The organism is Variovorax sp. YR752 (assembly GCF_943372545.1).
The window spans coordinates 20,549-38,930 of the sequence record NZ_CALRZC010000056.1; the positions used below are offsets into that span (position 1 = coordinate 20,549).

Annotated in this window: 16 protein-coding genes and 1 rRNA gene; 8 read left to right on the top strand and 9 right to left on the bottom strand. The window is 67.5% G+C overall.

All coding sequences use genetic code 11. The features are described from left to right. Positions 1–15: 15 nt before the first annotated feature. Positions 16–2,148, bottom strand: coding sequence for a glycine--tRNA ligase subunit beta (gene glyS, locus AAG801_RS15405; RefSeq protein ID WP_341889155.1), 2,133 nt, complete (start codon positions 2,146–2,148; stop codon positions 16–18). Between the two features lie 15 nt (positions 2,149–2,163). Continuing rightward, positions 2,164–3,072, bottom strand: a complete 909-nt coding sequence (gene glyQ / locus AAG801_RS15410) for a glycine--tRNA ligase subunit alpha (RefSeq protein WP_056577308.1) — start codon at positions 3,070–3,072, stop codon at positions 2,164–2,166. A gap of 227 nt (positions 3,073–3,299) precedes the next feature. Between glyQ and AAG801_RS15415 the strand changes: the two genes are divergently transcribed. From AAG801_RS15415 to AAG801_RS15425, 3 genes are read left to right on the top strand one after another with little or no spacing between them, the layout of a single operon-like run. Further along, complete coding sequence (locus AAG801_RS15415; RefSeq protein WP_341889156.1) at positions 3,300–4,268, top strand: diacylglycerol kinase family protein; 969 nt, start codon at positions 3,300–3,302, stop codon at positions 4,266–4,268. Continuing rightward, the gene (locus AAG801_RS15420) at positions 4,265–5,092 is read left to right on the top strand and encodes a metallophosphoesterase (RefSeq protein WP_341889157.1); all 828 of its coding nucleotides are present in this window, start codon (positions 4,265–4,267) and stop codon (positions 5,090–5,092) included. The genes AAG801_RS15415 and AAG801_RS15420 overlap by 4 nt, the downstream gene beginning before the upstream one ends. Positions 5,093–5,142: 50 nt before the next feature. Then, positions 5,143–5,937, top strand: coding sequence for a phosphatase PAP2 family protein (locus AAG801_RS15425; RefSeq protein ID WP_341889158.1), 795 nt, complete (start codon positions 5,143–5,145; stop codon positions 5,935–5,937). A 7-nt stretch (positions 5,938–5,944) separates the two neighbouring features. On the opposite strand, the gene AAG801_RS15430 is transcribed toward AAG801_RS15425, so the two are convergent. The 6 genes from AAG801_RS15430 to AAG801_RS15455 form a co-directional block, all read right to left on the bottom strand. Then, positions 5,945–7,015 carry an asparaginase gene (locus tag AAG801_RS15430; RefSeq protein WP_341889159.1) on the bottom strand — a complete coding sequence of 357 codons (1,071 nt, stop codon included), beginning with the start codon at positions 7,013–7,015 and terminating at the stop codon, positions 5,945–5,947. A 111-nt stretch (positions 7,016–7,126) separates the two neighbouring features. Next, complete coding sequence (gene chrA, locus AAG801_RS15435; RefSeq protein ID WP_341889163.1) at positions 7,127–8,314, bottom strand: chromate efflux transporter; 1,188 nt, start codon at positions 8,312–8,314, stop codon at positions 7,127–7,129. Positions 8,315–8,407: 93 nt separating this feature from the next. Further along, positions 8,408–10,027: an apolipoprotein N-acyltransferase gene (gene lnt / locus AAG801_RS15440; RefSeq protein WP_341889160.1), complete on the bottom strand. Its 1,620-nt coding sequence runs from the start codon at positions 10,025–10,027 to the stop codon at positions 8,408–8,410. Then, positions 10,027–10,905, bottom strand: coding sequence for a transporter associated domain-containing protein (locus AAG801_RS15445; protein ID WP_099793257.1), 879 nt, complete (start codon positions 10,903–10,905; stop codon positions 10,027–10,029). The genes lnt and AAG801_RS15445 overlap by 1 nt, the downstream gene beginning before the upstream one ends. Positions 10,906–10,995: 90 nt before the next feature. Next, on the bottom strand, positions 10,996–11,724 hold the full coding sequence (locus tag AAG801_RS15450; RefSeq protein ID WP_099793259.1) for a GNAT family N-acetyltransferase: 729 nt from the start codon (positions 11,722–11,724) through the stop codon (positions 10,996–10,998). Between the two features lie 109 nt (positions 11,725–11,833). Further along, positions 11,834–12,307: an Lrp/AsnC family transcriptional regulator gene (locus AAG801_RS15455; RefSeq protein WP_099793261.1), complete on the bottom strand. Its 474-nt coding sequence runs from the start codon at positions 12,305–12,307 to the stop codon at positions 11,834–11,836. 157 nt (positions 12,308–12,464) lie between these two features. Here AAG801_RS15455 and hppD point away from each other — a divergent pair, with 157 nt between their 5' ends. The 5 genes from hppD to AAG801_RS15480 all read left to right on the top strand — a co-directional run bounded on the left by hppD (position 12,465) and on the right by AAG801_RS15480 (position 18,083). Continuing rightward, positions 12,465–13,592 (top strand): 4-hydroxyphenylpyruvate dioxygenase, encoded by a 1,128-nt coding sequence (gene hppD / locus AAG801_RS15460; RefSeq protein ID WP_192193837.1) that lies wholly within the window; start codon positions 12,465–12,467, stop codon positions 13,590–13,592. A 29-nt stretch (positions 13,593–13,621) separates the two neighbouring features. After that, positions 13,622–14,434 carry a transporter substrate-binding domain-containing protein gene (locus AAG801_RS15465; protein ID WP_192193838.1) on the top strand — a complete coding sequence of 271 codons (813 nt, stop codon included), beginning with the start codon at positions 13,622–13,624 and terminating at the stop codon, positions 14,432–14,434. A gap of 20 nt (positions 14,435–14,454) precedes the next feature. Continuing rightward, entirely contained in the window at positions 14,455–15,327 is an 873-nt protein-coding gene (phhA, locus tag AAG801_RS15470; RefSeq protein WP_341889161.1) for a phenylalanine 4-monooxygenase, read from the top strand. A 127-nt stretch (positions 15,328–15,454) separates the two neighbouring features. Then, positions 15,455–17,146 carry an AMP-binding protein gene (locus tag AAG801_RS15475; protein WP_341889162.1) on the top strand — a complete coding sequence of 564 codons (1,692 nt, stop codon included), beginning with the start codon at positions 15,455–15,457 and terminating at the stop codon, positions 17,144–17,146. Between the two features lie 4 nt (positions 17,147–17,150). Beyond that, positions 17,151–18,083: an MBL fold metallo-hydrolase gene (locus AAG801_RS15480; RefSeq protein ID WP_341889164.1), complete on the top strand. Its 933-nt coding sequence runs from the start codon at positions 17,151–17,153 to the stop codon at positions 18,081–18,083. Positions 18,084–18,246: 163 nt separating this feature from the next. Here AAG801_RS15480 and rrf read toward each other — a convergent pair. Next, positions 18,247–18,359: ribosomal RNA gene (gene rrf / locus AAG801_RS15485) — 5S ribosomal RNA — on the bottom strand. Between the last annotated feature and the right edge of the window lie 23 nt (positions 18,360–18,382).

Below are 18,382 nucleotides of genomic sequence, written 5' to 3' on the forward strand. Positions count from 1 at the left end.
AGGTTGTCTGGAAGATCAGACGGCCAGCCGCTCGAGCTGCGCGACGCGGTTCATCGCGGCGTGCAGCGACATCAGCAGGCCCAGGCGGTTGAGCCGCAGGTCGGCCTGCTCGGCATTCACCATCACGTCCGTGAAGAACGCATCGACCGGTTCGCGCAGCGCGGCCAGCGTCTGCAGCGAGCCGGTGTAGTCGCCCGCGTCGAACTGGGCGTTGGCAGCGGGCACGACCTGCGCCATGGCGGCGTGCAGCGCCTTCTCGGCGGGCTCCTGCAGCAGCAGCTCGCTGACGTGGGCGTCGGCTTCGGGCGCCTTCTTCAGGATGTTGCCGATGCGTTTGTTGGCAGCGGCGAGTGCGGCGGCGGCGGGCAGTGCGGCGAAGGCGCGCACTGCCGCCAGCAGCTTGGGCACTTCGCCCAGGCGCTGCGGCAGCGGGGCCAGCACAGCGTCGACTTCCTGTGCGCTGGCGCCCTGCTCGCGCAGGCTGCCGGCGAGGCGGTCGAGGATGAAATCGCGCAGCTCGACCGTGGCCTTGCTGCTGTCGAAACCGTCGATGGCGCTGAACTGCGCGGCGGCATCCTGCAGCAGGGCGTCGAGCCCCAGCGCGAGGTCTTTCTCGATCAGCATGCGGATCACGCCCAGCGCATGGCGGCGCAGCGCGAACGGGTCGCGGTCGCCGGTGGGCAGGTTGCCGATGCCGAACATGCCGACCAGCGTTTCGAGCTTGTCGGCCAGCGCGACCGCGAGGCCCACGCTGTTGCGCGGCAGCTCGTCGCCGGCGAAGCGCGGCTTGTAGTGGTCTTCGATGGCGTCGGCCACCGCGGCGTCGAGGCCGTCATGCAGCGCGTAGTAGCGGCCCATCGTGCCCTGCAGCTCGGGGAACTCGCCGACCATGTCGGTCACGAGGTCGGCCTTGGCCAACTGAGCGGCCTGCGTCGCCTGCGCAGCCAACGTGGCGTCGCCGAGCTTTTCAGCGATGCCGCGCGCGATGTGCATCACGCGCTGCACGCGTTCGCCCTGCGTGCCGAGCTTGTTGTGATAGACCACCTTGCCGAGCGACTCGACGCGCGAGGCCAGCGACTTCTTGCGGTCCTGGTCGAAGAAGAACTTGGCGTCGGCCAGGCGCGGGCGCACGACGCGCTCGTTGCCCTGGATGACCGCGCTCGCATCGTCGGGCGTGATGTTGCTGACGACGAGGAACTTGTTCGTGAGTTTGCTCGACGCGTCGAGCAGCGGAAAGTACTTCTGGTTGGCCTTCATCGTGAGGATGAGGCACTCCTGCGGCACTTCGAGAAACTCGGGCTCGAAGCTGCAGACCAGCACGTTGGGGCGTTCGACCAGCGCCGTGACTTCATCGAGCAGCGCGTCGTCGTGGATCGGCACCGAGCCGCCGCCGACCTTGACCGCAGCCGCTGCGAGCTGGCGTGCGATTTCGGCGCGGCGCGCTTCAAAACTCGCGATGACGGCGCCGTCGTCCTGCAGTTGCAGCGCGTAGCTGTTGGCATCGCGCAGCACCACCGGGTCGACCGCTGCTTCGAAGCGGTGGCCGTGCGTTTCGCGGCCGGCCTTCAGGCCCAGCGCCTCGATGGGCACCACGGTGTCGGCATGCAGCGCCACGAGGCCGTGCGCGGGGCGCACGAAGCTCACGCTGCTCCAGCCCGGCATTTCGCAGCCGCTTTCGAGCTGGTAGCTCATGACCTTCGGAATCGGCAGCTTGGCGATGGCTTCGGCCAGCGCCTTCTGCAGGCCTTCGGCCAGCGTGGCGCCCTTGGCGGTGCTCTCGTAGAACAGGGCTTCGGCCTTGCCGTCCATGGCGCGCTTCAGGCCGGGCACGGCCGAGGCGTCGGCGCCGAGCGCGGCCAGGCGCTTGAGCAGCGCGGGCGTCGGCTGGCCCGAGGCATCGAGCCCGACGGCCACGGGCATGAGCTTTTGCGACACGGCCTTGTCGGCGGCGCGCTCGGCCACGTGCGTGAGGTGCGCAGCCAGGCGGCGCGGCGACGCATACGGCGTGAGCACCGAGCCGGCCTCGGCCAGGCCTTGCGCCACGAGCTGGTCGCGCAGCACGCCGGCAAAGGCTTCGCCGAGCTTCTTCAGCGCCTTGGGCGGCAGCTCTTCGACAAACAGTTCGACCAGGAGGGAGTTCTTGTTCATGGGGGTCGTCATCGCTCAGGCGGCTTTCTTCGGGGGCATCTGCGCAACCCATTCGCGCGGGGCCATCGGGAAGCCCAGGCGTTCGCGGCTGTCGTAGTAGCTCTGCGCCACGCTGCGCGCGAGGTTGCGGATGCGGCCGATGTAGGCCGCGCGCTCGGTCACGCTGATGGCACCGCGCGCGTCGAGCAGGTTGAAACTGTGGGCCGCCTTGAGCACCTGCTCGTAGGCCGGCAGCGCGAGCTGCTCGGTCATGAGGTGCTTGGCCTGCTTTTCGTGCGCGTTGAAGGCGGTGAACAAAAACTCGGCGTCGCTGTGCTCGAAGTTGTAGGTCGACTGCTCGACCTCGTTCTGCTTGTAGACGTCGCCGTAGCTCAGGCCGTCGGTCCACGTGAGGTTGTAGACGTTGTCCACGCCCTGCAGGTACATGGCCAGGCGCTCCAGGCCGTAGGTGATCTCGCCGGTGATCGGCTTGCAGTCGATGCCGCCGACCTGCTGGAAGTAGGTGAACTGCGTCACTTCCATGCCGTTGAGCCAGACCTCCCAGCCCAGGCCCCAGGCGCCGAGCGTGGGGTTCTCCCAGTCGTCTTCGACGAAGCGGATGTCGTTCTTCTTCAGGTCGAAGCCCAGGGCCTCGAGGCTGCCGAGGTAGAGCTCCAGGATGTTGCTGGGCGCGGGCTTGAGCACGACCTGGTACTGGTAGTAGTGCTGCAGGCGGTTGGGGTTCTCGCCGTAGCGGCCGTCCTTGGGGCGGCGGCTGGGCTGCACGTAGGCGGCCTTCCAGGGCTCGGGGCCGAGCGCGCGCAGGAAGGTGGCGGTGTGCGAGGTGCCTGCGCCCACTTCCATGTCGTACGGTTGCAGGAGCGCGCAGCCCTTGTCGGCCCAGTACGACTGCAGTTTGAGAATGATTTGCTGGAAGGTCAACATGAAGCTGGCCGGCGTCGGGGGCCGGACATTGGACGGGACGGTGGCGCGGCACAGGCCGCGAAAGCGGACGATTTTACGTTCGTGGGAGGGCAACTCTCCCACAGCCGCTCGGGATGCCGGCTGCCGCAACAGCCCGCGCGGGCGTGGGACAAAGCCCGGCCCCGCGCGCTTTTTTGCGTTTCCCGCCGCTTTCGGCACTTTCCTGCGCTTTCCCCCTCTCTCACTGCATGGCACCGCCCCACATCGGCCCCGACACTCCTTTTTTCATCGTGCTCAACGCCGGCTCCGGCAGCGAGAGCACCGCGCAGGCCCGCGAGGTCATCGACGACGCCTTTGCCGCGGATGGCCGCCGGCACCGCGTGTTCCTTGTGGACGGCCCCGGCCGCGTGCAGGCGCTGGCGCGCGAAGCGGTCGAGCGCGCCCGCGCCGTGGGCGGCGTGGTGGTGGCCGCGGGCGGCGACGGCACCATCAACGCCGTGGCCCAGGCCACGCTGGGCAGCGGCTGCCCCTTCGGCGTGCTGCCGCAGGGCACCTTCAACTATTTCAGCCGCACGCACGGCATTCCGCGCGACACGGCGCAGGCGCTGCAGGTGCTGCTGACGCAGCAGCCCCGGCCCGTGCAGGTGGGGCTGGTGAACGACCGCGTGTTCCTGGTGAATGCCAGCATGGGCCTGTACGCCGACCTGCTGGAGGAGCGCGAAACCCACAAGGCGCGCTTCGGCCGCCACCGCTGGATCGCCTTCTACTCGGGCCTGCTGACGGTGCTGCGCGGGCGCCATCGCCACTGGCAGCTGCGCATTGCATCGCACGGCCACGAGCGCGACATCCGCACGCCCACGCTGTTCGTGGGCAACAACCCGCTGCAGCTGATGCAGGCGGGCGTCGAGCACGCCGAGGCGCCCGAGCAGGGCCAGCTGACCGCGGTGGCGCTCAAGCCGGTCGGCCTGCTGGCGATGCCGGGGCTGCTGGTGCGCGGCGCGCTCGGACGGCTGGGCGACGCCGACGAGGTGCTGAGCTTCCCCTTCGAATCGATGACGGTGAAAGCCGGCCGGCTGCGCACGCCGCGCCGCGTGAAGATCGCCACCGACGGCGAGATCGACTGGGTCGACATGCCCTTGCTGTTCCGCGTGGCGCCCGACCCGCTGTGGCTGGTGCGGCCCGACAGCGCGCCCGAGCTGGAGGCGGCGCGGCCATGAGCTGCCTGCTGCAAGTGTCCGACCCACACTTCGGCACCGAGCAGCCCGAGGTGCTGCAGGCGCTCGAGCGCCTCGCGCACACGTTGGCACCCCAGGCAGTGCTGCTGTCGGGCGACATCACGCAGCGCGCCACGCGCCGCCAGTTCGCGGCGGCGCGCGCTTTTGCCGACCGGCTCGCGGCGCCGGTGGTCGCCATTCCGGGCAACCACGACATCCCGCTGTTCCAGCTGGCGGCACGCGTCTTCTCGCCCTACGGTCGCTACACAGAAGCCTTCGGCACCGACCTGGAGCCGGTGTTCGCCTGCGACGACTGGCTGGTGGTCACGGTCAACACGACGCGCTGGTACCGGCACGAGGACGGCGAGGTGTCGCCTGCGCAGGTCGAGCGCGTCGCGGCGCGGTTGGCGAACGCCACGCCCCGGCAGGTGCGCGTGGTCGTGACGCATCAGCCGGTGCTGGTGACGCGGCCCGAAGACCGCTCGAACCGCCTGCACGGGCGCGAAGCGGCGGTGGCGCGCTGGACGGCAGCGCGCGCCGACCTGATCGTCGGCGGCCACATCCACCTGCCTTTCGTGCGCCCGCTGGACGAGCACTTTCAAGGCTGTCCGCCCACGGCGTGGGCGGTGCAGGCCGGCACCGCGGTGTCGACGCGCGTGCGCTGGGACGCGCCGAATTCGGTGAACGTGCTGCGCACGGAATCGACCGACGACGGCGCGCAGCGTGTCTGCGTGGTCGAACGCTGGGACCATTCGGCGGCCGACAAAGCCTTCATGCCCGTTGACCTGTTACGGCTTCCGCTTGCCAGCCGCGCGGCGGGCCCTTAGGGTTGCGCCGCATGCCTCCTGCGGACACTCTTCTTCTTTCTTCTTCCCCCTTGATTCTTCTCGCACAACAGCTGGGCGAACACGCCCTGGCCTGGTTCGCGCTCGCGCTGGCCGTGTCGGTGCTCGGCGCCGGCCTCGCCTGCCGGATGCTGCAGCGGCGCCATCCTTTGCCTGACACCGGCGAGCCCGATGAATCGCGCCTGGCGCTCGGTTTGGGACTGGGCTTCGTGCTGATCCTTGCGGCGGCGGTGCTGGTCGCCTGGATCGCCTCGCACCTCGGCGACGGACGCACCATGGGCCGCGCCGACCAGGCGCTCGCCGACGCCATCGGCACCCACGTGCCGTGGGGCGCGCTCGTGAGCTTCAGCTGGCTCACGCACCTGGGCGATGCGCAATTGCTCGCGCCCGTGTGCGGGGTCATCGCGCTGCTGCTGTGGCGCAACGCGCACCGCGGGCTGGCACTGGGCTGGGTGATTGCGCTCGGCGGCATCGTGGTGCTGAACCCCGCGCTCAAGCACATCTTTGCGCGGGCCCGGCCGGTGCATGACCACGGACTGGCGCTGGAGACGAGCTTCAGCTTTCCCAGCGGCCACAGCGCGGGCGCGATCGTGAGCTACGGAATGCTGCTGTACCTGGCGCTGCGGCTGCTGCCGGCGCGCTGGCATGTACCGGCCGCCATGGCCACGGCGGCGGCCATCGTCACCATCGCCTGCAGCCGGGTCTTCCTGCAGGTGCACTTCGCGAGCGATGTCGCGGCCGGCCTGCTGACCGGCCTGGGCTGGCTGCTCGTGTGCGTGAGCAGCCTGGAATACGCGCGGCACCGCAAGCGCCGCACCGCGCGCTGACCGTCGATCAGTATTCCCAGAAGATGCGCTGAAGTTCCTTGGTGTTGTTGGTCTTCGTGAGAGCCACCATCGCCAGGATGCGCGCCTTCTGCGGGCGAAGGTCGTGCGCCACCACCCAGTCGTACTTGTCGTCGGGCTGCTCGGCGTTGCGGATCACGAAGCCGTCGGGCACGCGCGAACTGCGGATGACGATCACGCCATCGGTGCGCGCCTTCTGCAGGTTCGGCACGATGCGGTCGGCCACCGAGCCATTGCCCGTGCCGCCGTGGATCAGCGCCTTGGCGCCGCTCTTGGCGATCGCGTCGATGGCCACCGAGGACACGCCTTCGTAGCCCATGGCGATCTCGACCGGCGGCAGCGCGGTGATGGTGTCGATGTCGAATTCCGAGTTCATCGTGTGGCGCTTGACCGGCGCACGGAACCAGTAGTTCTTGCCCTCGACGATCATGCCCAGCGGACCCCACTGGCTGGAGAACGCGCTGGTCTTGATGTTGACGTTCTTGCTCACGTCGCGGCCGGTGTCGATGTTGTCGCCCATCGTCACGAGCACGCCCTTGCCCATCGCGTCCTTGCTGCCCGCCACGTTCACCGCGTCGTACAGGTTGAGCGCGCCGTCGGCCGACAGGGCCGTGCCCGGGCGCATCGAGCCGACCACCACGATCGGCTTGTTGGTGTGCACGGTGAGCGTCAGGAAGTAGGCGGTTTCTTCCAGCGTGTCGGTCCCGTGGGTGATGACGATGCCGTCGACGTCCGACTGCTTCGAGAGCGCCGAGACGCGCTTGGCGAGCGTCATCAGGTTGTCGTTGGTGAGGCTTTCGGAAGCCACCTGGAACACCTGCTCGCCGCGCACGTTGGCAACCTTGGCCAGCTCGGGCAGGCCGGCGATCAGCTTCTCGACGCCGACCTTGGCGGCCGCGTAGGTCGCGCTGTTGACGGCCGACGCGCCGGCGCCGGCGATGGTGCCGCCGGTCGCCAGGATCACCACGTTGGGCAGTGCCTGCTGGGCCTGCGCGAGCGCGCTGGCCGCGAGCAATGCGGCACCGGCCGCGAAGGCACGGAAATGGGTAGAAAAGTACATAGGGGTTCCTTGGTTTGAGGATGATTTCTGGAGGCGGCGAGGAAGATACATGAACCATGCCCGCGTGCAGGGCCGCTGCATGCCGGCATGGCATGCGGTCATGCGCCGGCCTTAGAGGGCCAGCAGCCAGCCAGCGACGGCCGCGAGCCCGACGACCCACACCGGCGACAAGCGCGCGTAGACCAGCAAGCCGAACGCCGCCAGCGCGAGGCCGAAATCGGCCTTCGAATGGATCGCGCTCGTCCACACCGGGTCGTAGAGCGCAGCCAACAGCACGCCGACAACCGCTGCGTTCACGCCCGCCATCGCGCGCTGGACGCCCTCACGCTGGCGCAGCGTCTCCCAGAACGGCAGCGCGCCCGCCACCAGCAGGAAGGCGGGCAGGAAGATGGCCAGCAGCAGCGCCACGCCACCCGCCCAGCCGCCGAACGGGCCCGGCATGGCGGCGCCGAGGAAGGCTGCGAAGGTGAACAAGGGCCCCGGCACGGCCTGGGCCGCGCCGTAGCCGGCCAGGAACACATCGTTCGAAACGAGGCCCGGAGGCACCACACTGGCCTGCAGCAGGGGCAGCACGATGTGGCCGCCGCCGAACACCAGCGCGCCCGATTGATAGAAGGAGGCGATGACGGACAGTGGCTGCCACTGTGTTGCCGCGGCCAGCATCGGCAGCGCGACGAGCAGCACGGCGAACAGGCCCAGCAGCGCGGCGCCCGTCGCCTTGCGCACGCCGTAGTCGCGGTGTTGCGCGGCAGGAAGGGGGCCCAGTTGCAGCGCCCATCGGCCGACCACGCCCCCGGCGACGATGGCGACGATCTGCCCTACAGCCGAAGGCACCGCGAGCACCAGCAGCGCCGCGACGATGGCCACGCCCGCGCGCAACCGGTCGGGGCACAGCGACTTCGCCATGCCCCACACCGCCTGCGCGACGACGGCCACCGCGACGACCTTCAACCCGTGCACCGCGCCCGATTGCGCCAAGGCCGACCAGTGCGTGACACCGGCCGCAAAGAGGATGAGCGCCACAGCGGAAGGCAGCGTGAACCCGAGCCACGCCGCCAGCGCCCCACCCCAGCCCGCGCGGCCGAGCCCCAACGCGATGCCGACCTGGCTGCTCGCGGGCCCGGGCAAGAACTGGCACAGCGCCACGAGGTCGGAATAGCTCTTGTCGTCGAGCCACTTGCGGCGTTCGACGAACTCCGCGCGGAAGTAGCCGAGGTGCGCCACCGGCCCGCCGAAGGAGGTCAGGCCGAGCGCGAGGAACGCGAGGAAGACTTCGAGCACCGGGCCTTTGGCTCGCAGGCTCGCGCCATCAACAGCGGGTGGCGCGGCAGGCTTGGGGCGGTGATAGTGCTTCACGGACGACGACTTCGAACGTGTATCCGCCGGTGCGATTCAGCGCCGCCCAGGCCGGAAGAAGACCGCGCCGAGCGCGACGATCGCGAGCGCCGCGATCCACAGCGGCCACAGGCCGAAAGGCGCGACCCAGCGCGCGAAGGGCGTGAGCCCGCGCCGGCCTTCGACTGGCGCCTCGAGCACGCCGCGCGTGAGGCGCGGCAGCTGGTGCGTGACGCGGCCCGCGGCGTCGATCACCACGGTCGCGCCGGTGTTGGTGGCGCGCACCATCGGCCGCGCGAACTCAAGCGCACGCATGCGCGAGATGGCCAGGTGCTGGTCGATGGCGACCGAGTCCCCGAACCAGGCGATGTTGCTGACGTTGAGCAGGATGGTCGGTGCGGTCGCCTCGTCGCGGAAGTTCGCGCCGATCTCGTCGCCGAACAAATCTTCGTAGCAGATGTTGGGCGCGATGCGCTGGCCCTGCCAGACGAACGGCGCCTGCGCGAGCCCGCCGCGCTCGAAGTCGCCAAGCGGGATGCTCATCATGCGGATGAACCAGCGAAAGCCCGGCGGAATGAACTCGCCGAAGGGCACGAGGTGGTGCTTGCTGTAGGCGTAGGGCTGCGTCGCGCCGGGCTGGAAGCCCAGCACGGCGTTGCGGTAGGTGCCCGGCCCGTCGCCGAGCGGCAGGCCGACGATGGCGGCCTGCTGCGTACCCGGCTGGCCGTAGCGTTGCTGGATGGCGTCGAGGTAGCCGGCGGGCAGCTGGCGCGGCAGCAGCGGCAGCGCGGTTTCGGGCGTGACCACGAGCTGGGCCTTGGCATCACGCAGCTGTTCGGCGTACCAGCGCAGCGCGGTTTCGATGCCGCCGCCCGGAATGAATTTCTCGTCCTGCGGGATGTTGCCCTGCAGCAGCGCAACCTGCAGCGTGCCGGCGGTGCCCTGCGCGCCGCGTGCATCGGCGGGCAGCGGCGAGACCAGGTTGGGCAGCACGAAGACCGCGGCGAGCAGCACCGCGGCCAGCGCCGTCGGCACCACGCCGCGCAGCGGCAGGCGCCGCGCGACCAGCGCCACGGCCAGTGCCGCCGCCGCGCCGATGCCGTACACGCCGACCCACGGCGCCAGCGCGGCCAGCGGGCCCTCAACGTGGGCATAGCCGCCCGCGCCCCAGGGAAAGCCGGTGAACCAGCTGCCGCGCACGAGTTCGGCCAGCGTCCACAGTGCCGCGAACACCAAGGCGCCCGCGATGCGCCCCGCCGGCCCGCGCACCACGAACCAGGCACAGGCCACGGCGTAGTAGAGCGCCAGCGCCGCGGCCAGCGCGAGCACGGCGATCACCGCCAGCGGCGCCGGTAGCCCGCCGTAGGTGTGCATCGAAATGAAGAGCCACCAGAAGCTGCCCGTGAGCCACGCGGTCGCGAACACCCAGCCGTGCAGGCCGGCGCGGCGCCAGCCCGCGCCCTGCGCGCGCAGGCCGTCGAGCAGCCAGACCAGCCCGGCCAGCGACAGCAACTGCAGCCACCACAACGGGCGGCCGTCGCCGGGCCACGCGATGGACAGGGCCTGCGCCACGCCCGCGAGGCCGAAGCCGAGCAGGCGCAGGAAACCGCTGGCAGCGGAAGAAGGGGAAGAAGAAGGCGAAACGCGGGCCGGGGCCGCTGCTGCGGGCGCCGGCATCAGTCGGCCGCGTCGCCGCCGCGCGCCGGCGACACCCGGAACCAGCGCACCGCGCCGCCCTTGGTGTGCAGCACGACGAAGTCGAAGCCGCCGATGGCGTGGTGCTCGCCGCGCTTGGGCACGTGGCCCATCTCGTGCGCGATGAGTCCGCCGATGGTGTCGAAGTCTTCGCTCAGCTGTTCTTCGTTGAAGACGATGCCGAAGGCCTCGGCCACGCGCTCGATGGGCGTGTCGCCCGAGACGCGGTAGGTGTGGTCGGCCAGGCCGAAGATGTCGCCCTCGTCTTCGGCGATGTCGAACTCGTCTTCGATCTCGCCGACGATCTGCTCGAGCACGTCTTCAATGGTGATGAGGCCGGCCACGCGGCCGAACTCGTCGATGACGATGGCCAAGTGGTTGCGGTTGCCGCGGAACTCGCGCAGCAGGTCGTTCAGGCCCTTGCTCTCGGGCACGAAGGTGGCTGGGCGCAGCAAGGCACGGATGTTCAGGCCCGGCGCGCGCTGCAGCTTGAGCAGGTCTTTCGCGAGCAGGATGCCGATGATGTTTTCTTTTTCGCCCTCGTAGACCGGGAAGCGCGAGTGCGCGGTCTGGATCACCGAGTGCAGCAACGCGTCGAAGGGCGCGTCGATGTTCACGAGGTCCATGCGCGGGGCGGCGACCATCACGTCGCCGGCCGTCATGTCGGCCATGCGCAGCACGCCTTCGAGCATCACGCGCGATTCGGCACCGATCACCTCGTTGTCCTCGGCGTCGGCGAGGGTTTCGATCAGCTCGTCGCGTGAATCGGGGCCGGGGTGGATGAATTCGGCGAGCTTCTGGAGAAAGCCACGCTTGTCTTCCCGTTCAACGGGAGCGCGTTCAGGGTGAGGGTCGGCCACTGCGGGAGGGCGAAGTTGAAGAAAGGCAAGGATAACGGATTGCGCATGACAGGCTCTACCGTCCGGCCGGCATAGGCCGGCCCTGCCCGCTCAAGGTGCGGATTTGCCGCGGGCTTCGCGCATTCCGCTGCGCACTTCCTGCACGCTCGCGAGGAAGGCCCAGAACTGCTTGGCGCGGCTCTTGAGCGCGAAATCGACGGCGGCGTAGTGCTCGAGCGCGATCTCGCTCATGCGGCTGTCGAAGGTGGCGGTGGGCAGCTGCAGATGCGCTTCCGACTCCGAGCCGCTGCGCACGACGGTGGCGCCGGCGTTGCGGGCGATCTTGAGCATGGCCGCGTTTTCGCTCAGCGCATGGATGAAGAGCATGCCTACGCCTTCGTTGCGCGCGGCCACCACGGCGCGCTCGAACAGGCGCGCGCCGTAGCCGCGGCCGCGGGCGTGCGCCGACACGGACACGCCGAACTCGGCGCAGTCGCTGTGCTCGTCGCCGGGCGCGTAGGCCACGTGCGCCATCGCGATCAGGTCGAGGCGGCGGTTGTAGATGCCGAACAGTTCGTCGCGGTCGAAGTCCAGGCCCTCGACGTAGCGCAAGACCTGCTCGTCGGCCGCGGCATAGCCGAAGCGCAGGTAGCGGTCGTGCGGTGTCAGGTCGAGCAGATGGCGCGCGATGCGCTCGCGTTCGCGCGGGCCGATCGAGCGGATCGGCACCATGACGGGCGGTGGCGCGCTGACGGCGCGCGGCTGCGCCTCAACCATCGGCGCCTTCAGGAAAGAGCCGAGGCCGAGAGACGCTTTGAGGAGGGTCTTGGCGGTAAGCATGGTTCGAATGTAAGGGTTTTCCCTTAATCACCAAGCCCATGGGGACACTTTCAGGACGCATTCGTGACTCGATACCAGAGTCCGTGGTCTTTCCGCAACCAATTTGTAGTTAAACGGGCACAGATGTTGTGGCTTTGACACGATCGAGCACAAAGCTGGTCTTGCAGTCTTGGACGCTGGGGTGCTTCAGCAGGGTGTCCATGATGAAGCGGCTGTAGTGCGCCATGTCGGCCACCACGACGCGCAGCAGGTAGTCCATGTCGCCGGTGAGCGCGGCGCACTCGACCACCTCGGGCCAGGTCTGCACGCTGGCGCGGAACAGGTCCATGGGGTTGCGCTTGTGGCTTTCGGTGTGCTTTTCGAGCCGCACGTTCAGGTAGGCCGTGAGGCCCAGGCCGACCGCTTCGGGCTGGACCAGGGCCACGTAGCGGTCGATGACCTTGTGCTCCTCGAGCCGCTTGACCCGCCGGAGCACGGCGCTGGGCGACAGGCTGACCTGCTCGGCGATCTGGTCGTAGGTGGCGCGGCCGTCTGCTTGCAGCATGCGCAGAATGAGTCGATCGATCTTGTCGAGTGCTTCCATTTCGCCATTTTTGCAGTTTTACTGCGTCATGGCCATCTATGGCGCCCAGAAACGCAGAAAACCTGAAAGCCTTCCGACCTACAGTGCAGCACGGCCCGAATCCGGACCTTGGTTTTCCTTTCTGCACAACTTTCCCCACTTTTCGGAGACAGCACCCATGAGCCACACCGACGCCCCCGCCTTCACGCCCTGGGAGAACCCGATGGGCACCGACGGTTTCGAATTCATCGAATACGCGGCACCCGATCCGGTCGCGATGGGCCAGGTGTTCGAGCGCATGGGCTTCGTGGCCATCGCCAAGCACCGCCACAAGAACGTGCTGCTGTACCGCCAGGGCACGATCAACTTCATCCTGAACGCCGAACCCGACTCGTTCGCCCAGCGTTTCGCGCGCGAACACGGCCCGAGCGTGTGCGCCATCGCCTTCCGCGTGCAGGACGCCAAGCAGGCCTACGAGCGCGCCACCGCGCTGGGCGCCTGGGGCTTTGCCGACAAGGCCGGCCCGGGCGAGCTGAACATTCCCGCCATCAAGGGCATCGGCGACAGCCTGATCTACCTGGTGGACCGCTGGCCGGGCAAGAACGGCGCGCAGCCGGGCGACATCGGCAACATCGGCTTCTACGACGTGGACTTCGAGGCGCTGCCGGGCGTGTCGTCGCAGGACGCACTCACGCGCAAGGGCAACGGCCTCACCTACATCGACCACCTGACGCACAACGTGTACCGCGGCCGCATGGACGTGTGGGCCAACTTCTACGAGAAGCTCTTCAACTTCCGCGAAGTGAAGTACTTCGACATCGAAGGCCAGGTGACGGGCGTGAAGAGCAAGGCCATGACCAGCCCCTGCGGCAAGATCCGCATCCCGATCAACGAAGAGGGCAAGGAACAGGCCGGCCAGATCCAGGAGTACCTGGACATGTACAAGGGCGAGGGCATCCAGCACATCGCCATGGGCTCGGACAACCTGTACGAGAGCGTCGACGCGCTGCGCGCCAACGGCGTGACGCTGCTGGACACCATCGACACGTACTACGAGCTGATCGACAAGCGCATTCCCGAGCACGGCGAAAGCGTGGCCGAGCTGAAGAAACGCAAGATCCTGATCGACGGCAAGAAGGACGCGTTGCTGCTGCAGATCTTCAGTGAGAACCAGCTGGGCCCGATCTTCTTCGAGTTCATCCAGCGCAAGGGCGATGACGGCTTCGGCAACGGCAACTTCAAGGCGCTGTTCGAGAGCATCGAGCTCGACCAGATGCGCCGCGGCGTGCTGAGCGCCGCAAAATAAGGCGCTTCACCACTGCCCTGGAGCCCGGCATGCGCCACGCCTCTTCTTCGACTGTCGTCACTTCCTTTGTCGCGGCAGCCGCCGCTGCGGTCGTGCTCTCGGGCTGCGCTTCGGCGCCGCCCGCGGCCGGCCCGGGTGCCTCGCACCTGGACACGGTGCAGAAGGCGGCGGTGCTGCGCATCTGCACGCCGGGCGACTACCGGCCCTTCAGCTTCCAGAAGGCCGACGCCTCGTTCGAAGGCATCGACGTCGACCTGATGGCGGGCTTCAGCGCCAGCCTCGGCGCGAAGCCCGAGTGGGTCAAGACGACCTGGGCCAACCTGCTGCCCGACCTGGCTGCAGGCAAGTGCGACATCGCCGTGGGCGGCGTGTCGGTGACCACCGACCGCCAGAAGCGCGCCTTCTTCAGCGCGCCGTACATGGTCAACGGCAAGACGCCGATCGCGCGGTGCGCCGACGTGGCCAAGTACCAGAGCGTGGCGGCCATCGACCAGCCGTCGACCCGCGTGATCTTCAATCCGGGCGGCAGCAACGAACGCTTCGCCCGCACCAATTTCAAGCAGGCCAAGCTCACGCTGCACGGCGAGAACGTCACGATCTTCGACGAGATCCTGGCCAACCGCGCCGACGTGTTCGTCACCGAATCGGCCGAGGCCATCACGCAGCAGAAGCTCAAGCCCGGACTGTGCGCGGTGAACCCCGACAAGCCGCTGCAGTACGGCGAGATGGCCTGGATGCTGCCGCGCGACGACGTGGCTTTCAAATCGTATGTCGACCAATGGCTGCACCTGCAGCAAGCCGGCGGCGACTTCCAGCGCGTGATGGACCGCTGGCTCAAATAACCCGAGAAACCGAACGCCCCATGGACACCCCCGCCGCCGTTGTCACTCCCGCCGTCTATGGCGCATCCGATCGCCCACCGCGCGGCGACTACTCGCGCGGCGGTTCTGTGCAGGCCGACTACACCTGCCCGCAGGACTGGGCCAGCTACACGGCGGCCGACCACGACACCTACAAGCGGCTGTACGAACGCCAGGCCGCGCAGCTGCCGGGCCTGGCCTGCGACGCCTTCATCAAAGCGCTGCCGCTGCTCGGCGTGAAGGACCGCATCCCACGCTTCGAGGAACTCAACGAGCGCCTGCATCGCGCCACCGGCTGGGAGATCGTGGCGGTGCCCGGGCTGATTCCCGAGCTGCCCTTCTTCACGCTGCTGGCGAACCGCAAGTTCCCGGTGACCGACTGGATCCGCAAGCCCGAAGAGTTCGACTACATCGTCGAGCCCGACGTGTTCCACGACCTGTTTGGCCACGTGCCGATGCTGTTCGACCCGACCTTCGCCGACTATGTGCAGCGTTACGGCCAGGGCGGCATGAAGGCGCACGAGCTGGGCGCCGGCGAGAAGCTGGCGCGCCTGTACTGGTACACGGTCGAGTTCGGCCTGATCCGCCAGCCCGAGGGCCTGCGCGCCTACGGCGCCGGCATCCTGAGCTCGGTCGGTGAGCTGCAGCACGCGGTGCGCAGCCCCGAGCCGCACCGCCTTCCGCTCGACCTGCTGCGCACCATGCGCACGCAATACAAGATCGACACCTACCAGGCCAACTACTTCGTGATCGAGAACTTCGCGCAGCTCTTCGATCTCACGGCACCCGACTTCACGCCGCTGTACCGCGCACTTGAAGTCGAGGCCGACATCCCGGCCGGCGTGCTGCTGCCGGGCGAATCGGGCAACGCCTGATCGCATCGCAATGACCCGAGCGCGCACGGCGGCTATCGCCTGCGCGACACCCGGCATGCGCCCCTAGGACAAGCCCGCTGGCGGGTGGGAGGCATTGGCTCCCACAATCCGCGCCAAAGGAGCTTGCATGCAGACATCCGCGCAACAGAACTACCCGGCCGGCGTGCCGCACGAGATTCACCCGGAGCAGTACCGCTCCCTGCCTCACATGTTCGACGAGGCTTTCGGCCGCTACAAGGACCGGCCGTTCTCGGTCTGCATGGAGCGGTGGATGTCGTACGGCGAGCTGGACACGCTCTCGAAGGCGATGGGTGCTTGGCTGCAGTCGCGGGGCCTCGAGCCCGGTGCGCGGGTGGCGATCATGCTGCCCAACGTACCGCAGTTCGCGGTCACGATGTGCGCTGTGCTGCGCGCAGGCTACACCTGCGTGAACGTCAATCCGCTGTACACGGCGCGCGAGCTGGAGCACCAGCTCAAGGACTCCGGCGCCACGGCCATCGTCATCCTCGAAAACTTTGCTGCCACGCTCGAGCAGGTGATCGAGCGCACGCCGATCAAGCACGTGGTGATGACCGCGATGGGCGACTTGCTCGGCGGGCTCTACGGCGCGTGGATCACGGTGGCCGTGCGTCACCTGGCCAAGATGGTGCCGCCCTACAAGCTGCCGTTGAGCGAAGGCCGCACGGTCACGCCGTTCAAACAGGCGATCGCCGAAGGCCGCGGGCGCACGCTCGGGCCCGACCAGAGCACGCTCGATTCCATCGCTTTCCTGCAGTACACGGGCGGCACCACCGGGCTGTCGAAGGGCGCAGTGCTGACCCATCGCAACATCGTGGCCGCCACGCTGCAGGCCGAAGCCTGGTTCACACCCGCGCTGTCGCGGGCCGGCGACCTGGCGAAGGTCAACAGCATCGCCGCGCTGCCGCTGTATCACATCTTCGCGCTGACGCTGTGCCTGCTGGTGATCCGCCAGGGCTCGCACATGACGCTGATTCCGAACCCGCGCGACTTCAACAAGTTCGTCGCGGTGCTGAAGAAGCGGCCCTTCCACATGCTGCCGGCGGTGAACACCTTGTTCAATGCGCTGCTGATGCACCCGGAGTTCAAGACGGTCGACTTCTCCACGCTGTTCGTGTCGCAGGCCGGCGGCATGGCCGCCTCCGAAGGCACGGCGCGCAAATGGGTCGAGGCCACCGGCTGCCCGATGATCGAAGGCTGGGGCATGAGCGAGACCTGCGCGATCGGCACCAACAACCCGGTGTCGAACACGAAGTTCACCGGCACCATCGGCCTCCCGTTGCCGAGCATTGAGATCGCGATCAAGGACGATGAAGGCCAATCGCTTCCGATCGGCCAGCCCGGCGAGCTCTGCATCAAGGGCCCGAACGTGATGACTGGCTACTACAACCAGCCCGCGGAAACGGCGGCGGCCTTCACGGCCGACGGCTTCATGCGCACCGGCGACATCGCCGTGATGCAGGAAGACGGCTACAGCCGGATCGTCGATCGCAAGAAGGACATGATTCTCGTGAGCGGTTTCAACGTGTTCCCCAATGAACTGGAGAACGTGATCTCGCTGTGCCCTGGGGTTGTCGAATGCGCGGCTGTCGGCGTGCCGGACGAAAAGCAAGGCGAAGCCATCAAGGTCTTCGTGGTCCGCAGGGACCCGACGCTGACGGAAGATGCCGTGCTCCAGTACTGCAACGGGCAGCTCACCGGCTACAAGCGGCCGAAGCACATCGAGTTCCGCGAGTCGCTGCCCAAAACCAACGTGGGGAAGATCCTGCGGCGCGAGCTGCGCACCAGCGCCGGTGCCTGACGGCGTGGGGCACGGGGAAGCCAGCGCCGGATTGCCTGCGAATGTCGTCGTGTTCGAGCGAGGCTGGCTGTCATCGAACAACATCCTGTTCGTCGGAGCCGAGGAAACGGCGCTGGTCGACACAGGATATGCCACGCATGCCGATCAGACGCTGGCTCTGATCGAGTCTGTTCTGGGAGAGCGTCCGCTCGATCGGGTGCTGAACACGCATCTGCACAGCGATCACTGCGGGGGGAACGCGGCATTGCAGCAGCGCTACCCGTCGGTGCGGACGGACATTCCGCCTGGAGAGGCGGCGCTGGTCAAGCGATGGGATGCAGAAGGCCTGAGTTTTCTTGCGACGGGGCAGAGTTGCCCGCGTTTTGGCTTCACCGGGTTGCTCGAGCCAGGCACTGAATGCCTGCTCGGGGGCCGCGCGTGGCAAGTGCATGGCGCTCCGGGCCATGATCCGCATTCGGTGATCCTGTTCGACCCGGCGTCGCGAACCCTGATTTCAGCGGATGCGCTCTGGGAAAACGGGTTTGGCATCGCCTTTCCTGAGCTGATGGGCGAGCCTTCGTTCGGAGATATCGCGGCAACGCTCGATTTGATCGAGAAGTTATCGCCTCGGCAGGTGATTCCAGGTCATGGTGGAGTCTTTGTCGACGTCGACCGTGTATTACAGACGGCGCGCCGGCGTTTAGCTGGCTTGCAACGAGACCCGATTAAGCACGCGCGTCATGCGATGAAGGTGCTGATGAAGTTCAAGCTGCTGGAGCTGCATGCGGTGTCGCACGCTGAGTGGGGAGCGTGGCTTGCTGGGACGCCGTATTTCGAGCGGATCCGGGCTCGATTCTTTACTGATGAGACGCTGGAGGCTCTGACGGGAGATCTGTTGGCAGAGCTGATTGCGGTTGGCGCGGCGCAATCCGATGCTTTGGGCGTTCGCAACGCCTGACTGGCGGTTGTTTGTCCCAATAAAAAAGCGCAATCTCTTTCGAGTTGGCGCTTTTTCTTTGTCTGTCTATTTGCTTGCTCGTGGTTTGCGAGTTCTTTGTCTTTGCTTCGCGCAAAGCAAAAAACCCCAGTCCTTGCTGACTGGGGATTACTGGGCTGTAAGAGCCTGACGATGACCTACTTTCACACGGGAACCCGCACTATCATCGGCGCTGAGTCGTTTCACTGTCCTGTTCGGGATGGGAAGGAGTGGTACCAACTCGCTATGGTCATCAGGCATAAAGGGTTGTCTGACTGATC